21 protein-coding genes are annotated in these 20,170 nt (G+C 76.8%); 4 read left to right on the top strand and 17 right to left on the bottom strand.

Annotation, left to right across the window (positions count from 1 at the left end):
- Positions 1 to 21: 21 nt before the first annotated feature.
- A complete protein-coding gene (locus WA616_RS00770; RefSeq protein ID WP_336026408.1) occupies positions 22 to 822 on the bottom strand; it encodes a GNAT family N-acetyltransferase in 801 nt (266 codons plus the stop codon).
- A 113-nt stretch (positions 823 to 935) separates the two neighbouring features.
- Here WA616_RS00770 and coaA point away from each other — a divergent pair, with 113 nt between their 5' ends.
- On the top strand, positions 936 to 1,898 hold the full coding sequence (gene coaA, locus WA616_RS00765; protein ID WP_073420659.1) for a type I pantothenate kinase: 963 nt from the start codon (positions 936 to 938) through the stop codon (positions 1,896 to 1,898).
- Between the two features lie 247 nt (positions 1,899 to 2,145).
- Complete coding sequence (locus WA616_RS00760) at positions 2,146 to 2,349, top strand: DUF5999 family protein (RefSeq protein WP_073419803.1); 204 nt, start codon at positions 2,146 to 2,148, stop codon at positions 2,347 to 2,349.
- Between the two features lie 27 nt (positions 2,350 to 2,376).
- On the opposite strand, the gene WA616_RS00755 is transcribed toward WA616_RS00760, so the two are convergent.
- Complete coding sequence (locus WA616_RS00755; RefSeq protein ID WP_336026406.1) at positions 2,377 to 3,324, bottom strand: hypothetical protein; 948 nt, start codon at positions 3,322 to 3,324, stop codon at positions 2,377 to 2,379.
- 113 nt (positions 3,325 to 3,437) lie between these two features.
- Between WA616_RS00755 and WA616_RS00750 the strand changes: the two genes are divergently transcribed.
- Positions 3,438 to 4,091 carry a DUF5701 family protein gene (locus WA616_RS00750; RefSeq protein ID WP_336026405.1) on the top strand — a complete coding sequence of 218 codons (654 nt, stop codon included), beginning with the start codon at positions 3,438 to 3,440 and terminating at the stop codon, positions 4,089 to 4,091.
- A gap of 67 nt (positions 4,092 to 4,158) precedes the next feature.
- Here WA616_RS00750 and gcvP read toward each other — a convergent pair whose 3' ends face one another.
- The 15 genes from gcvP to WA616_RS00675 all read right to left on the bottom strand — a co-directional run bounded on the left by gcvP (position 4,159) and on the right by WA616_RS00675 (position 19,771).
- Positions 4,159 to 7,161 (bottom strand): aminomethyl-transferring glycine dehydrogenase, encoded by a 3,003-nt coding sequence (gcvP, locus tag WA616_RS00745; RefSeq protein ID WP_336026404.1) that lies wholly within the window; start codon positions 7,159 to 7,161, stop codon positions 4,159 to 4,161.
- Positions 7,162 to 7,569: 408 nt separating this feature from the next.
- Positions 7,570 to 8,145, bottom strand: a complete 576-nt coding sequence (locus tag WA616_RS00740) for a MerR family transcriptional regulator (protein ID WP_073419799.1) — start codon at positions 8,143 to 8,145, stop codon at positions 7,570 to 7,572.
- Positions 8,146 to 8,419: 274 nt separating this feature from the next.
- Positions 8,420 to 8,899 carry a bifunctional nuclease family protein gene (locus WA616_RS00735; RefSeq protein WP_073419798.1) on the bottom strand — a complete coding sequence of 160 codons (480 nt, stop codon included), beginning with the start codon at positions 8,897 to 8,899 and terminating at the stop codon, positions 8,420 to 8,422.
- Positions 8,900 to 8,989: 90 nt separating this feature from the next.
- On the bottom strand, positions 8,990 to 9,799 hold the full coding sequence (gene ftsR / locus WA616_RS00730) for a transcriptional regulator FtsR (protein ID WP_336026401.1): 810 nt from the start codon (positions 9,797 to 9,799) through the stop codon (positions 8,990 to 8,992).
- A 5-nt stretch (positions 9,800 to 9,804) separates the two neighbouring features.
- Positions 9,805 to 10,323 (bottom strand): oxoglutarate dehydrogenase inhibitor Odhl, encoded by a 519-nt coding sequence (odhI, locus tag WA616_RS00725; protein ID WP_175562821.1) that lies wholly within the window; start codon positions 10,321 to 10,323, stop codon positions 9,805 to 9,807.
- A 257-nt stretch (positions 10,324 to 10,580) separates the two neighbouring features.
- Positions 10,581 to 10,976: a glycine cleavage system protein GcvH gene (gene gcvH, locus WA616_RS00720; protein WP_073419796.1), complete on the bottom strand. Its 396-nt coding sequence runs from the start codon at positions 10,974 to 10,976 to the stop codon at positions 10,581 to 10,583.
- 42 nt (positions 10,977 to 11,018) lie between these two features.
- Positions 11,019 to 12,047, bottom strand: coding sequence for a DUF881 domain-containing protein (locus WA616_RS00715; RefSeq protein ID WP_336026397.1), 1,029 nt, complete (start codon positions 12,045 to 12,047; stop codon positions 11,019 to 11,021).
- Complete coding sequence (locus tag WA616_RS00710) at positions 12,044 to 12,376, bottom strand: small basic family protein (RefSeq protein ID WP_073419795.1); 333 nt, start codon at positions 12,374 to 12,376, stop codon at positions 12,044 to 12,046. Before WA616_RS00710 ends, WA616_RS00715 begins: the two co-directional genes overlap by 4 nt.
- Positions 12,377 to 12,379: 3 nt before the next feature.
- Complete coding sequence (locus WA616_RS00705) at positions 12,380 to 13,312, bottom strand: DUF881 domain-containing protein (RefSeq protein ID WP_336026395.1); 933 nt, start codon at positions 13,310 to 13,312, stop codon at positions 12,380 to 12,382.
- Entirely contained in the window at positions 13,309 to 13,926 is a 618-nt protein-coding gene (locus WA616_RS00700; protein WP_073420655.1) for a CDP-alcohol phosphatidyltransferase family protein, read from the bottom strand. Before WA616_RS00700 ends, WA616_RS00705 begins: the two co-directional genes overlap by 4 nt.
- Positions 13,927 to 14,140: 214 nt before the next feature.
- Entirely contained in the window at positions 14,141 to 14,485 is a 345-nt protein-coding gene (locus tag WA616_RS00695; RefSeq protein WP_336026394.1) for a TfoX/Sxy family protein, read from the bottom strand.
- A gap of 70 nt (positions 14,486 to 14,555) precedes the next feature.
- Positions 14,556 to 16,622: an elongation factor G-like protein EF-G2 gene (locus WA616_RS00690; protein ID WP_336026392.1), complete on the bottom strand. Its 2,067-nt coding sequence runs from the start codon at positions 16,620 to 16,622 to the stop codon at positions 14,556 to 14,558.
- 125 nt (positions 16,623 to 16,747) lie between these two features.
- Positions 16,748 to 17,626: a PP2C family protein-serine/threonine phosphatase gene (locus WA616_RS00685; protein ID WP_336026390.1), complete on the bottom strand. Its 879-nt coding sequence runs from the start codon at positions 17,624 to 17,626 to the stop codon at positions 16,748 to 16,750.
- A 99-nt stretch (positions 17,627 to 17,725) separates the two neighbouring features.
- On the bottom strand, positions 17,726 to 18,718 hold the full coding sequence (locus tag WA616_RS00680; RefSeq protein WP_336026388.1) for a zinc metalloprotease: 993 nt from the start codon (positions 18,716 to 18,718) through the stop codon (positions 17,726 to 17,728).
- Between the two features lie 177 nt (positions 18,719 to 18,895).
- Positions 18,896 to 19,771, bottom strand: a complete 876-nt coding sequence (locus WA616_RS00675) for an alpha/beta fold hydrolase (protein ID WP_336026386.1) — start codon at positions 19,769 to 19,771, stop codon at positions 18,896 to 18,898.
- A gap of 180 nt (positions 19,772 to 19,951) precedes the next feature.
- On the opposite strand from WA616_RS00675, the gene WA616_RS00670 reads away from it, so the two are divergent.
- Complete coding sequence (locus WA616_RS00670; RefSeq protein ID WP_336026385.1) at positions 19,952 to 20,161, top strand: hypothetical protein; 210 nt, start codon at positions 19,952 to 19,954, stop codon at positions 20,159 to 20,161.
- Positions 20,162 to 20,170 lie beyond the last annotated feature (9 nt).

Genomic DNA, 20,170 nt, shown 5'->3' with positions numbered 1-20,170 from the left:
CCCCACCCGGGACCCGGCGGCTCAGGGACCCGGCGGGCGGGCCGCGACGCCGGTGGCGCCGAGCCAGGCGAAGCCGACCCGCTCGTACACCCGCGCGACGTCGTCGTCCCCGGCGGTGAGGAAGACCAGCTCGGCGGTCTCCCGGGCCTGCGCGACCAGCGCGGAGGCCAGCGCCGCGCCCACGCCCCGGCCGCGGCGGCGGGGGGAGCTCGCCACCCCGACGATCTCGGTGATCTCGCTGCCGTCGACGTCGACCGGCGAGTGCGAGCCCACCCCCACCGGCTGCCCGTCCTCCAGGGCCACCATCACGACGGTGCGGCCGGTGGCCACCCGCTCGCGCAGCACCTCGGCCCGCGCGGCCGAGGGGCCCTCGAGGTCGTCGGGGTGGGCGTCGTCGGCGTGCGGGGCGAAGCCGGTCTCCAGCAGGTGCTGGTAGTGCGGCAGCGCCGGGTCCTCGGACCCCACGAGGTAGAGCCGCACCCCGGGGGGCAGCAGCAGCTCCACCGGGTCGTCGACCACCAGCAGCGGGAACTCCGACACCACGAGGCCCGCCTCACGGGCGGCGGCCCCGAGCGACGGCGTCCGCTGGGTCACCCACTCGACGGCGGCCGGCAGCCCGGCCTCCTCCTGCAGCTCGACGGCGGCGCGCACGTCGGCGGCGGTCACCCGGCCGGCGCCGCGGCGCGGGCGGGCCGGGTGGGGCCAGGCCGCCGAGCCCACCGGCACGTCGAGCCCGCCGACCGGGACGACGCGCGTGTCGGGCAGCGGCGCGGCGGCGGCGTACCGCTCGACGCAGTCGAGCAGCCCTCGGCGGGTCGGCACACCGGAACCCTAGACGCGGCGGCCCGTCCCGGCCCCCGGCGGACCCGGGATCACACCCCGGTGCGCCCGGGCGGGTGACCCGCCGGTCGGGGCACCGGCCCCCGGGCGGCACGATGGGCCGCGTGACGGCAGGGACCCGGCCCCAGATCTCGCCCTACGCGGCGTTCGACCGCGAGGCGTGGCGCGCCCTCGCCGGCTCCGGCACCCTCCCGCTCGACGAGGCCGAGCTGCGCGCGCTGCGCAGCCTCGGCGACCGCATCGACCTCGACGAGGTCGCCACCGTCTACCTGCCGCTGGCCGAGCTCCTGCGCCTGCACGTCACCGCCAGCCAGCGCCTGTGGGCCGCGCAGAGCCGGTTCCTCGGCGACACCACGGCCAAGGTCCCCTACGTCATCGCCGTCGCCGGCAGCGTCGCCGTCGGCAAGTCCACCACCGCCCGGCTGCTGCAGACCCTGCTCGCCGCCGGGCCGGACTCCCCGCGCGTCGACCTGGTGACCACCGACGGGTTCCTCTGGCCCAACGCCGTCCTCGAGCAGCGCGGGCTGATGTCGCGCAAGGGCTTCCCGGAGAGCTACGACCGGCGGGCGCTGATCCGCTTCCTCGCCGACCTCAAGTCCGGCCGCGGCGAGGTGAGCGCGCCGGTCTACAGCCACCAGTCCTACGACGTGCTGCCCGGGCAGCGGCAGCTGGTCGACCGGCCCGACATCCTCGTGCTCGAGGGGCTCAACGTGCTGCAGGCCGGCCGCCGCGACGACGGCCGGGTGCCGGAGGTGTTCCTGTCGGACTTCTTCGACTTCTCCGTCTACGTCGACGCCGGCGAGTCCGACATCCAGCAGTGGTACGTCGAGCGGTTCCTCGCCCTGCGGCGCACCGCCTTCGCCGACACCTCGGCCTACTTCCACCGCTACGCCGACCTCAGCGACGACGACGCCCGCGCCACCGCGCTGTCGATCTGGGCGGCGGTGAACGGGCCGAACCTGCGGCAGAACATCGCGCCGACGCGCTCGCGGGCCCGGCTGGTGCTGCAGAAGTCCGCCGACCACTCGGTGCGGCGCATCCTGCTCCGCAAGCTCTGACCCCTCCCCCTCGTTGCCCGTCCCGTGCTCGCGGCGGGCGCGGTCACATGTTGGGGATAACGGGTCGAGCGGGACGTCGGCGGGGCGTGCGGGCATGGCGAGGTATGACGACCCGGGCGGGTGACGTCGTGAGTTCCGTCACCTGACGGGCGGCAGGAGCGGGCGCACACTCGGAGACGTCCGGTGACCGGACGACCACGAACCGTCACACCGCCGCCGTCCGCGGCGGACAGATCGGGAGCCTCCGATGTGCGTACACCCCACCCCCTGCCCCGACGCGACCAGCGACGCCCGTGACCTCGCGGCCGTCGTGAGCGGCCACCCCGAGCAGGGCTGGAGCCTGCTGTGCAACGGCGTCGTCCTCTTCGACGACGACGGCGAGCTGCTGCCCGACGGCCGCGCGGTCGCCGACCACCACCAGTGGCGGACGGCGGGCCTCGTCAGCGCCTGACCCTCCGCCGGGGGCCGGCGCGGGAGGTCAGTCGAACGCCGCGCCGGCCGCGTCGGTCAGCAGGGCGGTGAACGCCGCGGGGTCGGGATCGGCCGCGTCCGGCGCCGCCGACTGGGCCAGCAGCAGCCCCCGCGTGCCGTCGAGGACGACGCCGACGAGCACGCTGCGCGGGTCCCGGCCCTCCGCGTCGACCGTCACCCGGACGGCGGCGCTCTGCTCTCCCAGCGCGGGCGCGTCGAGGGCGGCCACCTCGGCCGTCGCGCTCCAGCCCCACGGCCCGCTGGTGGTGACCGACGCGCAGTCGGCCAGCAGCCGGTCGAGCGGGAGCTGCAGGTCCGCCAGGGCCGGGGACTCCCCGATCGCCTCCACCGTCTGCGTCGACGGCGTCCGGGCCACCTGGGCGGCCACGCTGAGGGAGTCCTGGAGGCCGTCGAGCGCGGGCAGCGCGTCCAGGGCGGCGGCGCACTCCGGCGGCTCCACGGTCACCGCGTCGGACCACTCGTCCCACCGGTCGCCGTCGCCGTCGCCGTCGCCGTCCCCGTCGGTGTCGTCGTCGTGCCAGGGGCCGTACCAGCCGCCGTACCAGCCGCCGCCCCAGCCTCCCCACCCTCCCCAGCCGCCGCCGGCGGTGCCGAGCTGGTCGGTGGTGACGGTGACGACGGTGGCGTCCGCGCCGAACGCCTCCGCCGGGAGCAGCCGGTCGCGCAGCTCGCCGCCGCCGCCCGGCTCCTCGGCCGGGCTCGGGGACGGCGTCGGTGAGGGGGCGGTCTCGGACGGCGTCGGGGAGGTCGTCGCGGACGGTGTCGCGGACGGTGTCGCGGAGGGTGTCGGCTCCTCGGTGGCCGCCGCCGGGGCGAGCGGCCCCGGGTCCCGGGCGCCGACGCCGGCGCAGCCCGCCGTCAGCAGGGCACCCGCGGCCAGCGCCGCCCCCGCCGCCCGGACCCGCCGCCTGCTGCTCGACCGCGACACTCCCATGGGCCGATGGTCCTCCCGGCCGACAGCGGCGTCACCGGCCACAGGTCGGAACCGGACCGCGCCTCTGGTCGTTGCCGGACGGTCCGCCGCCGCTCCCTCCCCCGGAGGTCCCCGTGCCGACCACCTCGCTCACCCTCCCCCCGGCTCCCGCCCAGGCCGACCGGCTGGTCGCCCTCGGCCTGCACGAGCGCGCCGGGCTCACGGCCGCCGAGCTGCGGTCGGCGGCCGGGGCCGCTGCCTCGGCCGTGACGGACGACGCGCTGCTGGTGCTCGACCCCGCGCTGGTGCCGCCGTCGGCGCTGGTGCCGGGGGTGCGCTGGCGGGACCGGCCGGCGTTCGTCGTGGTCGACATGACCGACCTCGACGACTTCGCGCCGGTCCCGGGCGCCGAGCCACCGCCGGGCCCCGCCTACCTGCTGTGCGGGCCCGACCGCGGCGACGAGTACCTGAACGTGACACCGGACGAGGCGCTGCCGCGGATCCGGGCGGGCGGGCGCTCGCCGCTCACGCTGGCGGAGGGCCTCACCTGGCTGCTGCAGTGCCCGGACGTGCTGGAGCGCAGCGCCTGCACGATGACCGTCGGCTCGCGGCTGCGGCGGGCGAACGGCTCCCTCGACGCGCGCACCCCGGCGCTGTGGATCAGCAACGGCACCGGCCGCGACGGCCGGGAGCGCCGCAACGCGCCCAAGGTCGGCTGGTGCTGGGCGGGCAACCGGCACACCTGGCTCGGCATCGCCTCGGCGTCCGGACGGGTCCCCGTGACGTGAGGGAACGGCCCCGCTGCACGGGCCCTCCGCCTGCGCATGCGAGGCGTGAGGGCAGCGGGGCCCTCCGTCAGGCCGGGGCGCCCACCACGTCGGCGGCGGTGCCGAGGTCGTCGGGGGCGCCCTCACCGCGGTCGGGCACGTGCGTCCGCGGGACGGAGGCGGGCTCCGGCTCGGCGAACGCCTCCGGCGGCGGGCAGGAGCAGACCAGGTTGCGGTCGCCGAAGGCCTGGTCGATCCGGCGCACCGGCGCCAGGTAGCCACGGGTGGTCAGCGAGGACACCGGGAACACCGCCGTCGACCGCGGGTAGGGCCGCGCCCACTCCCCGGCCAGCATCTTCAGCGTGTGCGGCGCGTTGCGCAGCGGGTTGTCCTCGCGGTCGTACTCCCCGCTGGCGACCCGCTCGATCTCGCCGCGGATGGTCACCATCGCCGCGACGAACCGGTCGAGCTCGTCCTTGTCCTCGCTCTCGGTGGGCTCGACCATCAGCGTGCCGGCCACCGGGAAGCTCATCGTCGGGGCGTGGAAGCCGAAGTCGACCAGCCGCTTGGCGACGTCGTCGTTGGTGATCCCGGTGGCCCGGGTGAGCGACCGGATGTCGAGGATGCACTCGTGGGCGACCAGCCCGTTCTCCCCGGCGTAGAGCACCGGGAAGTGCTCGCGCAGCCGGGCGGCGAGGTAGTTGGCGCCCAGCACCGCGTGCTCGGTGGCGCGCTGGAGCCCATCGGGGCCCATCAGCCGCAGATACGCCCAGGAGATCGGCAGGATCCCGGCCGACCCGAACGGCGCCCCCGAGACCGCCGGGCCCTGCCCGCCGGTCTCCACCAGCGGGTGCCCGGGGAGGAAGGGCACCAGGTGCTCCCGGACGCCGATCGGGCCGACACCGGGCCCGCCGCCGCCGTGCGGGATGCAGAACGTCTTGTGGAGGTTGAGGTGGCTGACGTCGGAGCCGAACCGGCCCGGCCGCGCCAGCCCCACCATCGCGTTGAGGTTGGCGCCGTCGACGTAGACCTGGCCGCCGGCGTCGTGCACCGCGGCGCAGATCTCCCGGATCTCGGTCTCGAACACCCCGTGCGTCGACGGGTAGGTGATCATGATCGCCGCGAGCCGGTCGGCGTGCTGGTCGATCTTCGCGCGCAGGTCGGCGACGTCGACGTTGCCGGCCTCGTCGCAGGCCACCACGACCACCCGCATCCCGGCCATGACGGCGCTGGCGGCGTTCGTGCCGTGCGCCGAGCTCGGGATGAGGCAGACGTCGCGGTGCGCCTCGCCGCGGGAGGCGTGGTAGCCGCGGATGGCCAGCAGGCCGGCGAACTCCCCCTGCGAGCCGGCGTTGGGCTGCACGCTGACCGCGGCGTAGCCGGTGATCTCCGCGAGCCAGGTGCACAGCTCGTCGATCAGCTGCCGGTAGCCGCGGGCCCGGTCGGCCGGGGCGAAGGGGTGCAGCCCGGCGAACCCCGGCCAGGTGATCGCGGCCATCTCGACGGCGGAGTTGAGCTTCATCGTGCACGAGCCCAGCGGGATCATCGTGCGGTCCAGCGCGAGGTCCTTGTCCGACAGCGAGCGCAGGTAGCGCATCATCGCCGTCTCCGAGCGGTGCGCGGAGAAGACCGGGTGCGTGAGGAACGGGGTGCGCCGGCGCAGCTCGTCGGGCAGCGCGTCGGGGCCGTCGTCGTCCAGGGCCGCGTCCACGTCGACGAGGTCCGCCGCCACCCCGAAGGCCTCGGCGACCAGGCGCAGCACGTCCGGCGTCGTCGTCTCGTCGCAGGCGACGGCGACCGTGTCGGCGTCGACCAGGCGCAGGTCCACGTCGCGCTCGGCGGCCGCGGCGACCACCTCGGCGGCGCGGCCGGGGACGCGGGCCTGCACGGTGTCGAAGAACGACCCGTGCACGACCTCGACGCCGCCGGCGCGCAGCCACGAGGCCAGCGCCAGGGCGCTGCGGTGCACGCGGGCGGCGATCGCGGTCAGCCCCTCCGGCCCGTGGTAGACGGCGTAGGCGCCGGCCATCACGGCCAGCAGCACCTGCGCGGTGCAGATGTTGCTCGTCGCCTTCTCGCGGCGGATGTGCTGCTCGCGGGTCTGCAGCGCCAGCCGGTAGGCGACGTCGCCGTCGGCGTCGACCGAGACGCCGACCAGCCGGCCGGGCAGCTGGCGGGCCAGGCCCTCGCGGACCGACAGGTAGCCGGCGTGCGGGCCGCCGTAGCCGAGGGGGACGCCGAAGCGCTGGGTGCTGCCGCAGGCGACGTCGGCGCCCCACTCGCCCGGCGCCTCCAGGAGGGTGAGGGCGAGGACGTCGGCGGCGACGACGACCGACGCGCCGGCGGCGTGCGCGGCCTCGGCCAGGGCGCGGTGGTCGCGGACGGCGCCGCTGGCCCCGGGGTAGGACACGAGGACGCCGAACGCGCCGGCCTCGGGCAGGTCGGCAGGCCAGCCCCGACTGAGGTCGGCGACGTGCAGGCCGATGCCGAGGGGCTCCGCGCGGGTCTCGAGGACGGCGAGGGTCTGCGGCAGCGTGTCGGCGTCGACGACGAAGACCGCGCCCGCCTTGGCCCGGCCGGCGCGGCGGACCAGCGTCATCGCCTCGGCGGCGGCCGTGGCCTCGTCGAGCATCGAGGCGCCGGCGACGGGCAGGCCGGTGAGGTCGGCGACCATCGTCTGGAAGTTCAGCAGCGCCTCGAGCCGGCCCTGGCTGATCTCGGGCTGGTAGGGCGTGTAGGCGGTGTACCAGGCGGGGTTCTCGAGGATGTTCCGCTGGATGACCGCCGGGGTGACGGTGCCGGAGTAGCCGAGGCCGATCATCGGGACGGTCACCCGGTTGGCCGCGGCCCGCTCGCGGAGCTCGGCGAGGACGGCGGCCTCGTCGGCGGCGGCGGGGAGGCTCAGCGCGTCGCGGTCGCGGACGGTCTCGGGGACGGTCGCGTCGACCAGCGACTGCAGCGAGTCGTACCCGACCGCCTCGAGCATCGCGGCGGTCTCGTCGGCGCGTGGGCCGATGTGACGGGCCGCGAACGAGCCCGCGGGGCTCAGCGACCGGAGTGACGGGAGAGGGCCAGCGACTGCGTCCGCCATTGTCACGACGCTACCAGCGGCTCTCGGACACCCGTCCCGCCGTGGCCGCGACGCATGTCGCATGGCGGGGTCCCCGGCCCGGGCCCCTGGGGCGTCGTCCGGGCTCCCGGGGTCCTGCAGCCCTCCCGGAGTCCGCGGAACACCCCAGGACCGGGACCGGACCCGCCTCTCGCGCGCGAGGGGCGGTCCACCGGAGCCGGGGCGCCATCAGTGCGCCTGGGAGGCGCTCACCGTCCGACCCCTCGGGTGTCCTCCGGACTCCTGGGGTCTCGCAGCCCTCCCGGAGTCCGCAGGACACCCCAGGACCGGGACCGGATCCGCCTTCCCGCGCGGGAGCGGTCCACCAGGGCCGGGACGCACGCGAGGGACGCCCCGCGGATGCGGGGCGTCCCTCGCGGGTGCGGTGTCCTACGCGGGCTGGGCGCGGCGCCGGCGACGCATCGCCAGCTCGTCGTCGGCGGCCACCAGCGGGGCGCCGTCGAGCCGCTCGGCCGGGAGCTCGGCGAGCTCCCCCGACAGCTCGCGCAGCGCGCCGGAGACGGCGATGCCGAAGACGCCCTGCCCGCCGGCGAGCAGGTCGACGACCTCCTCGGCGGAGGTGCACTCGTAGACCGTGGCCCCGTCGCTGAACAGCGTGACGTTGGCGAGGTCCTTGATGCCGCGGTTGCGCAGGTGGTCGACGGCCTTGCGGATGTTCTGCAGCGACACCCCGGTGTCGAGCAGCCGCTTGACCACCTTCAGCACCAGGATGTCCCGGAACGAGTACAGCCGCTGCGTCCCCGAGCCGGTCGCACTGCGGACCGACGGGGCGACCAGGCCGGTACGGGCCCAGTAGTCCAACTGGCGGTAGGTGATCCCGGCGGCGGCACACGCCGTCGGGCCGCGGTACCCGACGAGGTCGGTGTCGACCTCGTCGTAGTCCGTCACCCCCACGGCGGCGTCGCTGAAGAGCTGACCCTGGGAGCCCTCGCTCTGGTCGCTCACGACAGCGGTCCTCCTTCGCGTGCCGTCGCGGGCGCGACGGCCACTCCGGTCCGATCCGCTTCCCCTCGGATCACACCGGTGTCGTCCGCGACCGTAAGCCGGGCCACCAGGGCGGTCAACTGACGCGGGCGGCGTGTCGCCGCAACCACCCCGGTCGAGGGGTATCGGCAGGTGCGTGCGGCTGCTGTAGCCGGCGTGGTGCGGGTGGGACCCGTGTGACGGGCGAGGCGCCCGGGGTCCCACCCGTCCCGTGCGCTCGGGCCGACCCGTGCCCTCAGGCCGACCCGGAGCCGGCGCCGAAGTCCTCGGGCGAGATCTGGTCGAGGAACTCGCGGAACTTCTCGACCTCGTCCTCCTGCTCGTCGGGGATCTCGATCCCCACCTCGTCGAGCAGGTCCTCGGCCCCGTAGATGGGCGCGCCGGTGCGGACGGCGAGGGCGACGGCGTCCGACGGGCGGGCGCTGACGACGCGGTCGTCGCCGAAGACCAGCTCGGCGATGTAGATGCCGTCGCGCATCTCGGTGATGTTGACCGCCTCGAGGGTGGCGCCCAGCGTGCGGACGACCTCGCGGAGCAGGTCGTGGGTCATCGGCCGCGCCGGCCGCACACCCTGCTGCTCGAACGCGATGGCCGCGGCCTCGACGGCGCCGATCCAGATGGGCAGGTAGCGCTCGCCCTGCGTCTCCTTGAGCAGCAGGATCGGCTGGTTGCCGGGCAGCTCGACCCGGACCCCGACGACTCTGAGTTCCTGCACGGTGGGGCTCCCTCAGCTGCGGCGGTACGGGTGGTCACCGGTGCGGCGCGGACGGGCGGGCCTCCCGGGCCTGTCCACCGTACGCCGGACTCAAGAGGGCAGGAGACCCCGGAGGCGCGCCTCCAGGAGCCCCCGGTGCAGCTGCACGGACAGCGCCGAGAGCTCCGCCAGCTTGGCCGCCGCGCGGTCGCGGGCGTCCTCCGCGCGGGAGCGCAGGACGGGGGCGAGCAGCTGCTCGACGAGGTCCGCCTCGCGCTCCGCGGCGGTGCGGAAGAAGCGCAGGTGACGGGCCTCGATGCCGTGCCGGGCGAGGCCCGCGGCGGCGCGCGCGACCGGCAGGTCGGCCGCCGGGTGGCGGCCGTCGGCGTCGGGCACGAGCAGGCCGTACTGGACGCAGTCGGCGAGCTGGCCCGGGTCGAGTCCGGCCGCCGCGGCGAAGGCGTCGGCGTCCATCGGGCCGGACACGCCGCCGTCACCCACCGGGCCGGCCGCCTGCGAGGGCGACGGCGCGGGCGACGGGCCGGGCGACGGGCCAGGTGAGGGAGCGGGCGACGAGGCCGCGGCCCCGGGGGCGGCCGCCGGCGGGCTGCCGGCACCGGGTACCGGCAGCCCGCGGTCGAGCGCCTCGAGGTGCTCCTTGATGACCTTGAGCGGCAGGTAATGGTCCCGCTGGGCGGTGAGCACGTACCGCAGCCGCTCGACGTCGGCGCGGGAGAACTTCCGGTACCCCGAGGCGGTGCGCTCCGGGGACACCAGGCCCTCCGCCTCGAGGAACCGGATCTTGCTGATGGTGACGTCGGGGAAGGCGTCGCGCAGCGCGGTCAGCACCGCCCCGATGGCCAGGCGCGGCGTGCGCGCGTCGGCGCCGTCCCCGGACGCACCGGCGGGCGCTCCGGGCACGGGGGTCAGCGGGCCGCGGGCTCGCCGGTGCGCGGGCCGGTGAGGTAGACGAGGCGGAACTTGCCGATCTGCACCTCGTCACCCCCGGCCAGGGTCGCGACGTCCACCGGCTCGCGGTTGACGTAGGTGCCGTTGAGGCTGCCGACGTCGTGCACCGAGAAGCCGCCGCCCTCGCGGTGGAACTCGACGTGCCGGCGGCTGACGGTCACGTCGTCGAGGAAGATGTCGCTGTCGGGGTGCCGGCCGGCGGTGGTGACGTCCTGGTCGAGCAGGAACCGGCTGCCGGCGTTCGGGCCGCGCTTGACGACCAGCAGCGCCGACCCGGCGGGCAGCGACTCGACGGCGCCCGCGTGGGCGTCCGCGGCGGGCTCGCTCACCTCGGGGACGTCGGTGGTGTCCTCGCCGCCGACCTTCGGGATGACGCTGGTCGACTCGCCGACGCGCTCCTGGGAGAGGGCGGCGCCGCACTGCGCGCAGAAGCGACTGCCCTCGGGGTTGTCGTGGCCACAGCGAGTGCAGTGCACGTCTGTTCTCCTCCGGTGCAGGGGGCACCGCCGCGAGCGAGTCCGCGGGCGGCCGGCGGACGACGGTCCGGTCGGTGCCGTCGTGGGTCGGCTGCCGTGCGGCGCACGGCGGGCCGTTGGTCATGGAACCAGCGGTCGGACCGAGGGTCAACCGGACGTCGGGGCGACGTCACACCTGTCCCAGCGGCCCGGCCGAGGGCCGGTTCCCGGGGGCAGCATAGTGATCGTCCCGGGGAGGCCGGCCTCGGCGGGGGCGGTCAGGACGCGTCGACCAGCGCCTGGTAGGCGGCCGCGTCGAGCAGGTCCGCGGTGGCGTCGGCGGCGTCGCCGGCCACGGTGATCTCGACCAGCCAGCCCGCCCCGTAGGGGTCGGCGTTGATGGTCTCGGGCGCGTCGCCGAGCGCCTCGTTGACCGCCGAGACGGTGCCGGGCACCGGCGAGTAGACGTCGGAGACCGACTTGGTCGACTCCACCTCGCCGATCGGGTTGCCGGGGCCGACCTCCTCCCCCACCTCGGGCAGCTGGACGAACACTATGTCGCCGAGCGCGTCCTGCGCGTGGTCGGTGATGCCCACGCGGACGACGGTGCCGTCCTGGACCAGCGCCCACTCGTGCTGGTCGGTGTAGCGGCGGTCGTCCGGTGTGGTCGTCATGCGGCGGGTCTCCTGGGGTCGGTGCGGAACGGGACCACCGGCCTAGTCGCCGGGGTCCGGCTGAGCGTATTGAGGCTCGTCGAGCGGCCGCAACGCGTCCACCACGACCCGGTCGCGCTGCTCGATGTCGACGCTGCCTCCCTGCCGGCCGACCCGGTCGACGACGCCGCCGGGGATGCTCATCGCCGTCCGCAGGTCCTGCGCCGAGCCGATGACGACCACCTCGTAGGGCGCCTCCACGGGCCGCCCGTCGATCCGCAGGGCGCCGGGGGTGCCGGTGACGGCGGTGGAGACGCCGATCCGGACGCCGTCGATCTGCATGGTCTCCGCGCCGGCGCCGCGCAGCTCCTGGACGGCGTCGAGCAGGTCGGCGACGCGCACCTGGCCCTCGGGGTCGCGGATGGTGACCACCAGTCCGGGCCCCTCCGCGGCGACGGTGCCGTTGAGGATCGCGAGGGAGTCGGCGCGGGAGGTGGCGTCCTCCAGCGCCGCGGCCGCCTGGCTGTCGCTGTCGGACAGCTCGCGCAGGTCGGCCCGCTGGTCGGCGATCTGGGCGCGCAGCCGCTCCTCCTGCGCGTCGAGGTCGTCGAGGATGCCGATCAGGTCCTCCTCGCGCACGCCCTCGAGCGCCTCGCCGGTGTCGGTGCTGCGCACCTGGACGGCGATCGCGAAGCCGAGCAGCACGGTGAGCACCGCGATGAGGGAGGCGGCCACCAGCGACGAGCGCCGTCGCCGGGGCGGCGCCGCCCGTGCCGCGACGGGCTCCCCCACGGGTTCCACGGCGGAACCCTCCGCCGTCCCGGCCTCGGGATCCTCCGCGGGCTCCGCCGGGGGCTCCGGCACCTCGTCGCGGGGCTCCGGCGCCGTCTCCTCCGGCACGGTCTCCTCCGGCACGGTCTCCTCCGGCACGGTCTCCTCCGGCACGGTCTCCTCCGGCACGGTCTCCTCCGGCACGGTCTCCTCCGGCACGGTCTCCTCCGGCACGGTCTCCTCCGGCACCGTCTCCTCCGGCACCGTCTCCTCCGGCACCGCGTCCTCCGGCCGGTCGCCGGGACGCCCGTCGCCGCTCATGCCCGGAACAGGTGCCGGCGGATGGCCGCGGCGTTGCCGAAGATGCGGATGCCGAGGACCACGACGACGGCCGTGGACAGCTGCGCGCCGACGCCGAGCTGGTCGCCGAGGAACACGATCAGGCCGGCGACGACGACGTTGGACACGAACGAGATCACGAAGACCTTCGCGTCGAAGACGCCGTCGAGCCGGGCGCGGGCGCCGCCGAACACCGCGTCGAGCGCGGCGACGACGGCGATGGGGAGGTAGGGCTGCAGCCACAGCGGGACGGTGGGGTCGAGGACGAGGCCGAGCGCGATGCCGACGGCCAGGCCGATCACGGGGATCACGGCTCAGCCCCCCGTCCCGCCGGCGGCGGCCTCGGCCGGCACCCCGGTGTAGGGGTCGGCGGATCGCAGTTCGGGGACTCCCCCGGCGGGCACGGACAGCTCGTCCTCCTGGGCGAACTCGAAACGCAGGCCGAACGACTCGGAGATGACCGCCAGGGCGTTCACCTCGGGGCTGCCCAGGAACCGGGGCCGGAGCTCGTCCGGGTCGCCGATCGCGCTGACGAGGTAGGGGTTGGTGACGGGGCGGAAGTCGACGAGGACCGCCTCGCCGGCGAAGCGGATCGCGGTGGTGGGGCCCAGGCGCTGGCCGTTGATGCTGACCGCCTCGGCGCCGGCGGCCCACAGGGCGTTGACCACCAGCTGCAGGTCGCCGTCCTGGACGCGGCCGCGCTCGTCCTCGGTGGCCGAGCCCCCGACCGGGTCGGCGTCGGCGTCGGGCTCGGCGTTGGCGAGGGTGACCACCAGGCCCGGTCCGCTCACCGCGTCGAGGCCGGCGGCGAGCTCCGCGGCGTCGAGGTCGTCGAGGGCGCGCTGGCCGACGGCGCTGGCCGCCAGCGCGTCGTCGCGGGCGCCGGTGACCTCACCGCGCAGGCGTTCGAGCTCGGCGGCGAGCTCGTCGGTGGAGGCCGAGCGGGCCTGGATGTCTTCGATGAGCGCCGCCCGCCGCTCCTCCCGGCCCTCGGCGCCGGACGCGGCCTGGTCGTAGGTGACGGAGAACAGCAGGCCGGCCGCGGCCATCGTCGCGGCGACGGCGAGCGGCCCGAGCCGGCGCCGCCACGGCGGGCGGTCGGGCGCGCCGTCGGCGGCGCGGGCGGCCCGCGCGGCGGCGGCCTGCGCGTAGGCGGGGTCGAGGGTCTCGGCGAGGACCTGGTCGAGCAGCGAGGCGCCCATCGACCGCGGCCCGCTGCCGCGGGGCCGGGGCCCAGGCGCGCTCACGGCCCCGGGCGGGGTCCGGTGCCCGCGGGGGACGCCCCGGCGCGCTCGGCGCGCAGCAGGCCGACGACCTGGACGACGTAGAGCAGCCCGGCGAGCACGTACAGGGCGCTGCCCCAGATCGTCAGCGCCCAGGCGAACGGCGCCACCCACGACCAGCCGCCGCCCCCGCTGGCCAGCAGCAGCAGCGGGAAGGCGTAGAGCAGCAGGAAGGTGGCCGCCTTGCCGAGGTAGTGCACCTGCAGCGGCGGGTAGCCGGCGCGGCGCAGCAGCACCAGCATCCCCCCGAGGACGAGCTCCCGGCCGACGAGCACCGCGACCAGCCACAGCGGGACGACGTCGCGCAGCACGAAGGCGACCAGCGTCGCGACGATGTAGAGGCGGTCGGCGGCCGGGTCGAGCAGGGCGCCGAGCCGGCTGGACTGGCCGAGCAGGCGGGCGAGCTTGCCGTCGGCCCAGTCGGTGACGCCGGAGACCATGAGGACGACGACCGCCCAGCCGTCCTCCTCCGGGCCGAGCAGCAGCCACAGGAACAGCGGCACGCCGAGCAGCCGCAGCACCGACAGCGCGTTGGGGACGGTCCACACCCGGTCGGGCAGCTCGTTGCGGTCGGACACCGTGGAGCCCGCCCCGGCGTCCGGGACGGGACGGCCCGGGGACGCCGGGACTGCGGCCGACGGCCCCTGCGACGACGTCACTGCTCCTCCACCCCGCTGCACACCGTTGCCGAGGCTAGTGTCCCGCGCCGACATCCCCGGACGCGGCGCACCGGCGGTCCCGCCGCCCCTGCCCGGCCGGGAGGCCCGCCGGGGGGCTCGGCGGTCGTCCCGGTCAGCGGCGCCGGCCGCTCCCGGCGTCGCGCTCCAGGACGGCGTCGACCCAGGAGCGCAGGTCCTCCTCGGTGGCCAGCGCGGCGTCGTCGACGGCGATCCACCCCTCCCCCATCGACCGGCCCGCGCCCATCTCCGCCCGCCGCGCCCCCGGCCGGGCGAGGTACTCGGCGTCGCGCTCCGCGGGGACCCGCGCCAGCAGGGCGCCCCCGCCGGTCGAGACGCAGGCGGCCATGGCGCCGTCGACCATGAACGCGAGACCGCCGAACATGGCGACCTCCCGGACCTCCCGCCCCTCCGGGAGGGCACGGCGGACGCGCTCGGCCAGCTCGGCGTCGTGGGGCATGCGCCGTCTCCTCCGTGCGGGACCGGGTCCGCCGCCGATCATGGCGGAACCGGCCCCGGACGGGGAGGGGTCAGGCCGGGACGAGCAGCGACGCCGGGGCCGGCTCGTGGCCCAGCGGCCGGCGCGTGAACGAGCCGGTGCCGTGGCTGACCGAGCGCAGGGCGCCCGCGTAGCCGAGCAGCTCGATCTCGGGCACCTCGGCGCGGACGGTGGTGCGGTCGCGCTCGGGGTCGGCGTCGCTGCCGGTGACCCGGGCCCGCCGGGAGGACAGGTCGCTCATCACCGCGCCGACGTGCTCGCCCGGCACGACGACGGCCACCTCGCACCACGGCTCGAGCACCCGGGTGCCGGCCGCGGCGGCGAGCTCGCGCACGGCCAGCGCGCCCGCGGACTGGAACGCCGCGTCGGAGGAGTCGACCGAGTGCGCCTTGCCGTCGACGAGCACGAAGCGGACGTCGACCAGCGGCCGGTCGCCCTCGATGCCCTTGGCGCACTGCGCGCGGATCCCCTTCTCCACGCTGCCGTGGTACTGGTTCGGCACCGCCCCGCCCACGACGCGCTGCTCGAAGGAGATGCCCGAGCCCGGCTCCCCGGGCTCGGCCTCCACCACGACGACGGCGTACTGCCCGTGCCCGCCGGACTGCTTGACCAGCCGCCCGGTGGCCCGCGCCGGCCCGGCGAGGGTCTCCACCATCGGCACGCGCACCGGGACGGTGGTGACCGCGACGCCGTGCCGGGTGCGCAGCCGCTCGAGCAGCACCTCGCCGTGCGCCTCGCCGACGCACCACAGCAGCAGCTGCCCGGTGTCGCGGGAGCGCTCCACCCGCAGCGTCGGGTCCTCGGCGGCCAGCCGGGTCAGCGCCGGGCCGAGCCGGTCCTCGTCGGCGCGGGAGGCGGCCTCGACGGCGACGGGGTGCTGGGGCACCGGCAGCGTCCAGGGCGGCACCAGGCGGGGGTCGCCGGGTGAGGACAGGGTGTCGCCGGTCTCGGCGGAGGCGAGCCGGGTGACCGCGCAGACGTCGCCGGCCGGGCAGGCGGGCACCGGGCGCAGCGCGGCGCCCAGCGGGGAGGAGATGGCGCCGACCCGCTCGTCGGCGTCGTGGTCGGGGTGGCCGCGGTCGGCGCCGCCGTGCCCGGAGACGTGCACGGGGGTGTCGGGGGTGAGCGTCCCGGAGAACACCCGCAGCAGCGAGACCCGGCCGAGGTAGGGGTCGGTCGTCGTCTTGACCACCTCGGCCACCAGCGGGCCGTCGGGGTCGCAGGCCAGCGCGGGCGCCGGGCGGCCGTCGGGCCGGGTGACCGGCGGGCAGCCGTGCTCGAACGGGCACGGGAAGGCGTTGACCAGCAGGTAGAGCAGGGCGTCGAGGCCGATGCCCTGCAGCGGTGCCGCGCACAGCACGGGGTGGAAGTGCGCGCGGGCGACGGCGGTCTCCAGGTCGCTGATCAGGTCGCCCTGCACCAGCTCGTCGCCGGCGAGGTAGCGCTCCATGAGCGCCTCGTCCTCGCTCTCGCCGATGATCCCCTCGATCAGCTCGCCGCGGAGGCGGTCGGCGTCGGGGGCCTGCGCGCCGGGCTGCAGGAGGTTGACCACGCCCTGCACGGCGCCGTCGGGGCCCCGGTCGACCAGGTGCACGGGGTAGACGCCGTCGCCGAGCAGCGTCTGGCACAGCCGGACGGTCTCCTCGACGTCGGCGCGCGCCCGGTCGAGCTGAGTGACCACGACCGCGCGCGGCATGCCGACGGCGGCGCACTCCTCCCACAGCTGCACGGTGGTGGCGTCGACGCCGCCGACGGCGGAGACGACGAACAGGGCGGAGTCGGCGGCGCGCAGGCCGGCCCGCAGCTCGCCGACGAAGTCGGGGCTGCCCGGGGTGTCGAGCAGCGTGATGCGGGTGCCGTCGTGCTCGACGGTGGCGACGCCCAGGGTGACCGAGCGCTGCTGGCGGACCTCGACCTCGTCGCTGTCCAGGCAGGTGGTCCCGTCCTCGACCCGCCCGGCGCGCGGCACCGCGCCGGTGGCGGCGAGCAGCGCCTCGGCGAGGGTGGTCTTGCCGGCGCCGGCGTGGCCGACGAGCGCCACGTTGCGCACCCGGGCGGCCTCGCGCGGGGCGGGCGCCGCGGCGACGTCCCTACCCACGGGGGCCCCCGGGCCGGTCGCCGTCCTGGTCGGTGTCGGGCACGGTGACCTCCCGGGGTCGGCAGGGTGTGGTCTGGGTCACAACCCTGCCCCGGAGAGGCGCCGCCGGGCAAGACCCCCGGAGCTCAGCCGGGGACGGCGGCCCCGACCAGGACCGGGCCGGCGGTGGTGGACCAGCCGGCGGGGGTGACGTCGGCGACGGCGGCGGTCACGTCGTCGCGGGTGCCGGCGGCCAGGGCGGCCAGCACCAGCCGGGAGGCGGCGGCCGCCGGGCGCCGCTCGGCGGCCAGCACCCGGGTCAGCGTGGCGGCGGGGACGACGCCGGACAGGCCGTCGGAGCAGACCAGCAGCCGGTCACCGGGCCGGGCGGCGACGGCGATGAGGTCCGCCGGCCCCGGGTCCTGCGAGCCGCCGAGGGCGCGCAGCAGGATCGAGCGCATCGGGGAGGCCGCGGCCTCCTCCGGCGTCAGGTCCCCGGAGGCCACCAGCGACTGCACGAGGCTGTGGTCGGTGGTGAGCCGGGTGAGCACGCCGTCGCGGAACAGGTGCGCGCGGCTGTCGCCGACGTGCGCGACGACGACCCGGCCGTCGCGGGTGAGCACCGCGGCGGTGCAGGTGGTGGCCATGCCGCGCAGCGCGGGGTCGGCCGCGGCGGCGGCCCGCACGGCGGCGTCGGCCGCGGCGAGCGCGGCGGCGAGGCCGGCGTCGGGCAGCGCGTCCTCCCCCGCCGCGCGGCCCGCGGCGAGGCGTGCGGTGACCTCGGCGACGGCCAGCCGCGCGGCGGTGGCGCCGCCGTTGCCGCCGCCGACGCCGTCGGCCACCACCAGGGCGTCGGGGCCGGCGTACCCGGCGTCCTGGTCCTCGCCCCGGGGACCGGCCAGCGAGGCGGCGGCCGGGTCGAGCACGAGCCGGTCGAGCCCGGGGCCCGCGGGCCGCGGGGCGGGCGGGCCGCCCGGCGCCTGCGCCGCGGGGAACCACGGCAGCGGCACGGAGGGGGCGGTCACGGGCGACAGCATGGACCGCCGCGGTCGCCCGGGGACAGGAACGGCACGCGCCGCCCGCGGGGTGCGTCCCCGCGGGCGGCGCGACCTGCACGGGAGAGGTCAGACCACCGGGGCCCGGTAGGCCTCCCACGCGTTGCTCATCCGGGCGACCTGGCCGGCCGAGAACGTGTTCATGCAGAAGTCCTCGGTGTAGTCCATGAAGTTGGTGATCGGGTCGGGGCCCGGGTCGCGGGGGCAGCTGTCGCGGCCGGCGTCGGCCTCGCACTCGAACGCCGGGCCGGCCTCGGCCGGGGTGTCGGGCACGTAGTCGCCGGGGCCGGTGCAGCCGCCCTGGAAGGTGTGGAACAGCCCGAGCCAGTGGCCGACCTCGTGGGTGCCGGTGTCGCCCTCGTTGTACGGCGCGGCGGTGCCGCCCGGCATCGACTCGTCGAGGATGACGACGCCGTCGCGCCACAGCTGGCCCCCCTTGGCCGACTGCGGGAACGTCGCGTAGCCGAGCAGCCCGCCGCCGATCGGGGCGACGTAGACGTTGAGGGTGGCCGGGCCGCCCTCGCGCAGCGCCGTCTTCGCGGCCCGCTCCTCCCGGCTGCCCGGCTCCAGCGCCGCCCAGGCCGGGTCCGCGACGTAGTCGGTGTCGGCGGGGTCGTACACGAAGCGGAACGGGCTGTCGGGGGACGGCGCGGCGGCGCCGGTGCCCGCGTAGGCGTCGTTGAGCACGGCGACCTGGGCGGCGATCTGCCGATCGCGCAGCGCCTTCTGCTCCGGGGACAGCGGCGCGGGGCTGATCACGTGGAAGACGGTCTCGATCGTCACCGAGCCCGCCGGCAGGACCGGGCGGGTCTTCGGCTTGCCGAGGGCGGCGGCCTGGTCGGCGGAGACGGCGTTGGGCTCGCCGCGGGTGGCGCCGGGACGGACCCGCGCCTCCTCGGGACCGTGCGAGACGTCGTCGGCGTGCACGTCCCCGGCGTGCGGGTCGGCGCACGGGGCGACGTCGGCGGGCAGGGCGGCGACCGTGCCGGCCGCCGGAGCGGTCGTCAGGGCCAGCGCCACCGCGGCGCCGAGGGTGAGGGCGGTCCGGCGCAACCGGGTCATGGGTTCCTCCGCAGGGGGTGGGACGGGTGCGCGGAGCCAAGCACAGGCGGAACCGGTCGGTTCCGCCGGGCGTGTCGCAGATCACCCGATCCGTCACCGCGGGTGACGGTCGTGGCTCCCCGTCGTCAGTTCGCGTCGTCAGTCCGCGTCGTCAGCCCGCGTCGTCAGCCCGCCTCGTCAGCCCGCGTCGGCGGCCGCGGTGTGCGCGGCGATCGCCGCGGCCAGCGGTCCGTGCACCGCCGGCGGCAGCGCGTGCCCCATCCCGGGCACCGTGACCAGCCCGGCACCGCCGACCACCGCGGCGAGGTGCGCGGCGTGCGGCGGCGGGTTGACCGGGTCCTCGGGCGCCTCGACGACGAGGGTGGGCACCCGGACGGCGGCGAGCTCGGCGCCGCGGTCGAGGCCGGACTGGTCGGCCAGCGCGTGCGCCACCGGCCCGCGGACGCTGCCGGCGTGGTCCATCGCCCGCTCCTCCAGGGCGCGGAACCAGCCGGCGTCGAAGGGCAGCACGCCGCCGTCCAGCAGGCGCCAGTGCTCCACCCGCCAGTCGAGCTCGGCCGCCCGGTCGCGGTCGCTCCCCATGGTCTGCCAGTACTCGAGCAGCTCGGGCGCGGGACCGGGGAGCTCCCCCGTCCCGGCGACGTCGGCGAGGCCGGCGCCGAGGGCGGAGGTGCAGAACACGGTGGCGCTGCGGAGCCGCTGCGGGGCGTCGAGCAGGAGCAGCTGGACGAGGGTGCCGCCCATCGACATGCCCGCGACGTGCGCCCGCTCGATCCCGAGGGCGTCGAGGACGGCGACGGCGTCGCGCGCGAGGTCGGCGATCGCGTAGAGCGCCCGGTCGAACACGGCGGAGCTGCGGCCGGTGTCGCGGTGGTCGTAGCGGATGACCCGGTGCCCGGCGGCCAGCAGGTCGACCAGTTCCTCGGGCCACAGGACGCCGCTGGCGTTGGCGCCCATGACCAGCAGCAGCGGCGGCGCGGCCGGGTCGCCGCGCTCCTCGGCCCACAGCTGCACGCCCTCACCTGCGGTCACCCGGTGCTCCGTCGTCCTCACGGCCTGCAGCGTGCCCCGGGACGTGCGCCTCTGTCGCGCCGATTCGGCGGCCAAGTTCGGGATAACGGTCGCGTGTCCGTGTACCGCCCGGGAGTCCGCCCTCGCCGCGCGTTGCCCGACCTCGCGCTGCGGGGCGAGGTCGGGCACCGCGGGGTGCGGCCGGGCCGGGAGACTGGGCCGGTGACGAGCGCGGGGAGCGGCCACGCGGCCGGCCGGGACCAGGAGAGCAGCACGGCGCACGCCGTCCCGCGGGAGGCCGCCGACGGCCCGCCGCCGTGGGTGGCGGTGTGCGGCACCCCGGTCGCCGTCGTCCAGGGCGCCTGGGGCGGACGGCGCGGGCTCGGCTCCGGCGACGTCTGCCCCCGCTGCCGCGAGCTCGCCCTCATCTGAGGGACGTTC

The sequence above is a fragment of the Geodermatophilus sp. FMUSA9-8 genome, assembly GCF_037034165.1.
Classification (GTDB): Bacteria; Actinomycetota; Actinomycetes; order Mycobacteriales; family Geodermatophilaceae; genus Geodermatophilus; species Geodermatophilus nigrescens.
The sequence above is the reverse complement of the archived record's forward strand: the minus strand, read 5'-3'. Positions and strand labels throughout refer to the sequence as shown.

What these genes read in the sequence shown, in the direction of transcription:
- coaA (WP_073420659.1), top strand. Translation starts at nt 936, where the DNA reads ATGGGCCGCGTGACGGCAGGGACCCGGCCCCAGATCTCGCCCTACGCG.
- WA616_RS00760 (WP_073419803.1), top strand. Translation starts at nt 2,146, where the DNA reads ATGTGCGTACACCCCACCCCCTGCCCCGACGCGACCAGCGACGCCCGT.
- WA616_RS00755 (WP_336026406.1), bottom strand. Translation starts at nt 3,324, where the DNA reads ATGGGAGTGTCGCGGTCGAGCAGCAGGCGGCGGGTCCGGGCGGCGGGG.
- gcvP (WP_336026404.1), bottom strand. Translation starts at nt 7,161, where the DNA reads ATGGCGGACGCAGTCGCTGGCCCTCTCCCGTCACTCCGGTCGCTGAGC.
- gcvH (WP_073419796.1), bottom strand. Translation starts at nt 10,976, where the DNA reads ATGACGACCACACCGGACGACCGCCGCTACACCGACCAGCACGAGTGG.
- WA616_RS00715 (WP_336026397.1), bottom strand. Translation starts at nt 12,047, where the DNA reads ATGAGCGGCGACGGGCGTCCCGGCGACCGGCCGGAGGACGCGGTGCCG.
- WA616_RS00695 (WP_336026394.1), bottom strand. Translation starts at nt 14,485, where the DNA reads ATGCCCCACGACGCCGAGCTGGCCGAGCGCGTCCGCCGTGCCCTCCCG.
- WA616_RS00680 (WP_336026388.1), bottom strand. Translation starts at nt 18,718, where the DNA reads ATGACCCGGTTGCGCCGGACCGCCCTCACCCTCGGCGCCGCGGTGGCG.